This is a genomic window from Anaerotruncus sp. G3(2012), from assembly GCF_000403395.2.
Taxonomy (GTDB): domain Bacteria; phylum Bacillota; class Clostridia; order Oscillospirales; family Ruminococcaceae; genus Anaerotruncus.
On the sequence record NZ_KE159679.1, the window covers coordinates 29323 to 34494 of the forward strand.

Annotated in this window: 7 protein-coding genes and 1 pseudogene; 7 read left to right on the forward strand and 1 reads right to left on the reverse strand. The window is 46.7% G+C overall.

The genetic code is table 11. From position 1 onward, the window contains the following. Positions 1 to 199: 199 nt before the first annotated feature. Positions 200 to 388 (reverse strand): annotated as a pseudogene (locus tag C814_RS20315) (multiprotein-bridging factor 1 family protein); the annotation flags it as partial. Between the two features lie 446 nt (positions 389 to 834). On the opposite strand from C814_RS20315, the gene C814_RS20320 reads away from it, so the two are divergent. The 7 genes from C814_RS20320 (at position 835) to C814_RS20350 (ending at position 5105) form a co-directional block, all read left to right on the forward strand. Next, positions 835 to 2217 carry an MATE family efflux transporter gene (locus C814_RS20320; RefSeq protein WP_016317337.1) on the forward strand — a complete coding sequence of 461 codons (1383 nt, stop codon included), beginning with the start codon at positions 835 to 837 and terminating at the stop codon, positions 2215 to 2217. Then, positions 2214 to 2411, forward strand: coding sequence for a cysteine-rich KTR domain-containing protein (locus tag C814_RS20325; RefSeq protein WP_016317338.1), 198 nt, complete (start codon positions 2214 to 2216; stop codon positions 2409 to 2411). Before C814_RS20320 ends, C814_RS20325 begins: the two co-directional genes overlap by 4 nt. Beyond that, a complete protein-coding gene (locus tag C814_RS20330; protein ID WP_369750578.1) occupies positions 2411 to 3052 on the forward strand; it encodes a CatB-related O-acetyltransferase in 642 nt (213 codons plus the stop codon). Before C814_RS20325 ends, C814_RS20330 begins: the two co-directional genes overlap by 1 nt. Before the next feature lie 46 nt (positions 3053 to 3098). Next, complete coding sequence (locus C814_RS20335; RefSeq protein ID WP_016317340.1) at positions 3099 to 3536, forward strand: helix-turn-helix domain-containing protein; 438 nt, start codon at positions 3099 to 3101, stop codon at positions 3534 to 3536. Then, positions 3493 to 4023, forward strand: a complete 531-nt coding sequence (locus tag C814_RS20340) for an IS630 family transposase (protein WP_016317341.1) — start codon at positions 3493 to 3495, stop codon at positions 4021 to 4023. Before C814_RS20335 ends, C814_RS20340 begins: the two co-directional genes overlap by 44 nt. Before the next feature lie 450 nt (positions 4024 to 4473). Beyond that, entirely contained in the window at positions 4474 to 4905 is a 432-nt protein-coding gene (locus tag C814_RS20345) for a sigma-70 family RNA polymerase sigma factor (protein ID WP_016317342.1), read from the forward strand. A gap of 5 nt (positions 4906 to 4910) precedes the next feature. Beyond that, positions 4911 to 5105, forward strand: coding sequence for a helix-turn-helix domain-containing protein (locus tag C814_RS20350; protein ID WP_016317343.1), 195 nt, complete (start codon positions 4911 to 4913; stop codon positions 5103 to 5105). Positions 5106 to 5172: the final 67 nt, after the last annotated feature.

The following is a 5172-nucleotide window of genomic DNA, read 5'->3' on the forward strand; positions in this document are numbered from 1 at the left end:
GAACAGCTGACCGTGGAGGAACTCAGATCTCTTATTTGGCGTTACTTTATGAGCTACTGGAACAACCGCCGTATCTGCTCCGCCAACGGCGGCCTTCCACCCGCTGTCAAGAGAGAGCGCTTCTATCTGTCCCTCACTGCGGCTGCTGCTTAGATCCTATATTCCTTGCGTGAATTGTGTCAACTCATATTGACAAAATCACTTTGATAAGCTGTATGATAACCGGCAAGCTGGGGATCGTACCCTCGTTCTCGATATTTGCAAGATACCGGGAGTCGATGTTGACGATCTCCGCCAATGTCCTGCGCGACAGATGCTTTACGCTCCGTGCGGCTTTTACATCGGCACCGAAAGTTTCAAAACCGGGGCAATCTTTGACATTCGCCATATAGCATCACCCACTTACATTGTATATTTCACACTTTGTCCGTGGAATGTTGTTATATGCGTTATTTTTAAACTTTATAATTCATATTATAATGTTCCGACACCTTGACAATAGTGGCAAAAATACTTACAATTAAATAAATTACGAAAAGAGGTGAGCACGATGTTGTACGGGAAATTCTGCATTGATTTTGGCTCCACACAAGTTTATACCACGAAACATTGTGCGGAGCCTTTTCGGAAAGTTGATTTGTAAAACCGGGAGGCCAAGGCAGAGAATAGCTGCCTTTGGTTTTTGTACCCTTTTTGCGAATTGACATGAGAAGATAAACTATTGAGGCCACAGACAATGTTTTGTCTGTGGCCTTTTGTTATGTTTATTTAGTAAGCAGACAGAGGGCGCACTAGCTTGTGCTGCCCTCTGTTTTTTTGAAGGGAAGATTTTTTATGACACAAGAGCAAAATTTATTGAGCGGGAGTGTGCCCGGAAAACTGATTGCTTTTGCCCTCCCGCTGCTTTTAGCAAATATCTTACAATCATTCTACAATGTGGTGGATATGTTAGTGGTCGGACAGTTTGTTGGCGAAACAGGTCTTGCGGCCATCAGCAACGCCTCAAAACTTTGTTACATTATTAACTCCATTTGTATTGGAATGACGATGGGTGGGGCAGTGTTAATTGCTCAATACAAAGGAGCGAACCATAAAAAGGGCCAAGCAGAGACGTTTCAAATGTTGTCTATGCTTTCTCTAGCTACATCAATACTTTTAACAGTTATAAGTTTAGCCGGTTATCGCCCTCTTTTTCGTGCGTTAAATGTTCCGGCGGATGCATTTCAAGATGCTTGTAATTATATGAAAATCATTTGCTATGGAACTGTATTTGTTTTCGGATACAATGCCGTTTGTTCTGTCCTGAAAGGGTTGGGAGATTCCAAATCTCCGCTCTGCTTTGTGGGCATTGCAACTATCATCAATGTTGGTTTAGACATCATATTGGTGGGCCCTTTGGGGATGGGAACAAAAGGAGCGGCCTATGCGACGATCACAGCGCAGGGGATTTCTTTTGTAATTTCAATTTTTTACCTGAAGCGACATCATGTATTTTTTGACACTACGCTATGCAAGAAGTTCACGATTCAGTGGGATAAGATCGTTGCTATCCTGAAAATTGGGTTGCCTACGGCAATCCAGATGGTTGTAGTCAACACGGCTTATTTGATAGTAACCGGGATGCTCAATCAATTTGGAACATCTGTATCTGCCGCATCTGGAGTCGGTCTGCAAATCAACACCTTTGCTGGCATGCCTTGCTGGGCTGTCGGTCAGGCAGTCACGGCTATGGTTGGTCAATGCATGGGAGCGGAGCAAATCAAACGCGCCCGAAAAGTGGTGAAAATCGGCCTACTGGTGAATATAGCCATGACACTCGTTGTTGTGCTTTGCGTACAGGTTTTTGCCGAGCAATTGATTTTACTCTTTGGCAGTAATAGCCGGAAAGTTGTAACCGACGGAGTTTATTATCTGAGAGTCTGCTGTGGTGTCAATAGTTTGATCTATGCGGCTATGTATACCTTGGATTCCTTTGCCATTGGAGTTGGCGCTGCAAATGTCGCTATGTTGAATGCATTGCTGGACGCAGTTGTGGTTCGTTTGCCCGTAAGTTGGATTTTGGCTTTTACGCTGGGCATGGGATTTCCCGGCATCTATTTTGGACAGGCACTCTCGCCAATTTTACCAGCATTTGTAGGCTTTATCTACTTCAAAAGTGGAATATGGGAACGCAAGAGCCTTATTCAAAAAAACCGTAAGGAGGGGAATCCTGAATGAACGAAACAGTATGGCTTCGCTGCCCTGTGTGCGGGAATAAGACCCGGCTCAAAGTGCGGCATGACACAGAACTTATAAACTTTCCTCTCTATTGCCCAAAATGCAAGCAGGAGACTTTGATAAATGTAAAGAAAACCAATTTGTCTGTTATTAAGGCAAATACGCAAATTCAAAAGGAGAACATCGAATTATGATGAACAAACATAAAATTTACCCACGCTCTAAGGATCGGGAAACGGTTTATTTGAAAAATGTAGTCACTGACCCCAGCATTATCGTGGGAGATTATACCATGTATAACGATTTTGTAAATGATCCCACTAATTTTCAAAAGAACAATGTACTGTACCATTATCCAATCAATCATGACAGGCTGATTATCGGAAAGTTCTGCTCCATCGCCTGTGGTGCCCGCTTCCTTTTTAACAGCGCCAACCACAGCCTTACATCACTTGCTACTTATCCGTTCCCAATTTTCTTTGAGGAATGGGGCCTTGATGTTAGTCACATAACTGAGGCATGGGATAACAAAGGTGACATTGTGATTGGAAATGATGTGTGGATTGGATACGAGGCAAGCATTTTCGCCGGTGTAACCATCGGTGACGGAGCCATTATTGGTACTCGAGCTGTGGTAACAAAAGATGTTCCGCCTTATACAATTGTGGGTGGCGTTCCGGCCAGACAGATTCGAAAGAGATTTTCCGACGAGGTCATTTCCACTTTACTTACATTAAAGTGGTGGGATTGGCCAGAAGAAAGAATCGCGATTAACTTAGATGCAATTCAATCTGGGCACATCGATCTAATCAAATATAGCAATCCAATAAAATAACAGTGCATTGACTTGAGGTGTAGAATGTTATCAGAAGGTGATAGCTATGTTACACAATGAGGCGCGAAGGCTACTGGTACAGGCATACGAACAGACCCACGATGCGCAAACAGTGGCAAAGTGTTTCCAGGTGAGTACCAGTACAGTGTATCGTTTGAGCGGACAAATGAAGAAAACTGGCAGTGTAGATCTTCAAACCAGTCAGCGAGGAAGAAAACCAGCGCTGACAGAAGAAGATTTGCAGGATATTGATCAGCTAATCATAGCCCAGCCGGATATCACGATCGACGAAATCATCGAAAAACAGGGACTGTCTATCAGTAACGAAACGGTGCGAAAGGCCGTGATTGGGCTGGGTTATGTTTACAAGAAGAAGTCCTTTTACGCGGCAGAGCGGGAGCGTGTTCGATGTTGTGGCCGCGAGAGAAGCCTGGAAGGAAATGATCACACAATGCGAAGCGGACAAACTGGTATTTCTGGATGAAAGCGGCGTAAACACGGACTTGAGCCGCCGCTATGGGCGGGCCATTGGTGGGGAGCGGTCAGTAGACAAGACTCCTTTGAATACACCTGCCAATACCACGATTCTTTCCTCTGTAAGACGCAACGGTGAGACTGCCTATACGATTTACAGCGGTGGAACGACCCGCGAAAAATTTCTGGACTATCTCAAGAACACGCTCATTCCCACGCTGCACGAAGGGGATATTGTCATCATGGATAATATGCGCACGCATCATGTCAAAGAGGTCCAGACGCTTTTGCAGGGGGCCGACATGAAATTACTGTACTTGCCAGCATACAGCCCTGATTTGAATCCAATCGAAAATATGTGGTCAAAAATCAAGGCGATTCTTCGCAAGCTGAAAATCAGATTATTACCTCAGCTTCCGCATGGTATTGCTGAGGCTTTCTCGCTGATCCGCCCTTCCGACTGCGCTGGTTGGTTTTCTGCCGCTGGTATTCCTTGATAATTTCTTGGATTGCTATAAATACACGAAAGAGCCAGACGCAAAGACGCAGAGCCAAACATGACTAGCCGTCGTGTTTGGCTCTTTTTATAAGGGTGCATGGCGGCATAAAAGGAGGATGCCGCCATGCTGCGCCGGATGTTGTCCCCGCCTGATCTGACAAGGGCTAGCCGCTCAAAAAAAGCCCGTTCCAGTCGGCGGAGATATTCGGCCATAAGTATGAACTATACCATGTAAACAATCTGCATATCACTTGCTATTGCGCCCGGTGGGTCTGTGACCTGCCGGGCGCTTTTTGTCGTTTCCTGCGGTCGGGCTGGCTGGCCGGTGCTTTTCTCAAATTTTCTTCAAAAAGGAGGCGTTTAGCGGGCAGAACACGCTCCCGTAGGATTGGTAGTAGCGGAAAGGGAGAGAACCACCTGATCCCCCCATGGAAAGGGGGTGAAACTGATGGAATCTAACCCCCGCGACTATGGCGAGCAATGCCGGTTCGATGCTTTTTGCAAGAAGGTATTGCGAAACGAGGCCAGAGCCTACCTGCGGAACATGAAACGCCAAAGAGAGCGTGAAACCTTCTTTAGCGACTTGTCCCAGGCGGAGCTGGACAAGCTCTGCGTCGTAGATCGTTACCCCAGCGACAGCATTGTGTTCTCGTCGCACGGCTACGATCTACATATCGACAACGAGTTTGTAGCCGAGGCTTTCTCTACTTTGCCGCAGACAGAGCAGAGCATTTTGATTTTGCACTGCACCCTGGACCTGGCAGACGGTGAGATTGGCAATCTCGTTGGGATGTCCCGGAGCGCCGTTCAGCGGCACCGGACGAGGGCACTGCAGGAGCTGCGCGAAGCATTGTCGGCGCTGATGCCGAAAGGAGGCTGAGGAAGATGACAGAGCCCATCCACAAGGGAAAGGACCTGCCGCCCGTTTGGGTGATCCATGCGGCCTCCAGCGGTGACAGCGAGGCCATGGAGCAAGTGCTGCGGTACTACGACGACTATATGAGCCGCCTGTGTACCCGTACCCTCTATGACAAGGACGGAACGCCTCATATGTGCGTGGATGTCCACATGAAACGCTGATATGGTATAAAAAAAGTTGACACCTTTTCCTCAAGGGAGTAGAAAAAAGAGAAGAAGAAGGAGGAAA

Coding starts and splice junctions, on each gene's coding strand:
- C814_RS20330 (WP_369750578.1), top strand. CDS start 2,411: ATGAACAAACATAAAATTTACCCACGCTCTAAGGATCGGGAAACGGTT.
- C814_RS20340 (WP_016317341.1), top strand. CDS start 3,493: ATGATCACACAATGCGAAGCGGACAAACTGGTATTTCTGGATGAAAGC.
- C814_RS20350 (WP_016317343.1), top strand. CDS start 4,911: ATGACAGAGCCCATCCACAAGGGAAAGGACCTGCCGCCCGTTTGGGTG.
- C814_RS20345 (WP_016317342.1), top strand. CDS start 4,474: ATGGAATCTAACCCCCGCGACTATGGCGAGCAATGCCGGTTCGATGCT.
- C814_RS20335 (WP_016317340.1), top strand. CDS start 3,099: ATGTTACACAATGAGGCGCGAAGGCTACTGGTACAGGCATACGAACAG.
- C814_RS20320 (WP_016317337.1), top strand. CDS start 835: ATGACACAAGAGCAAAATTTATTGAGCGGGAGTGTGCCCGGAAAACTG.
- C814_RS20325 (WP_016317338.1), top strand. CDS start 2,214: ATGAACGAAACAGTATGGCTTCGCTGCCCTGTGTGCGGGAATAAGACC.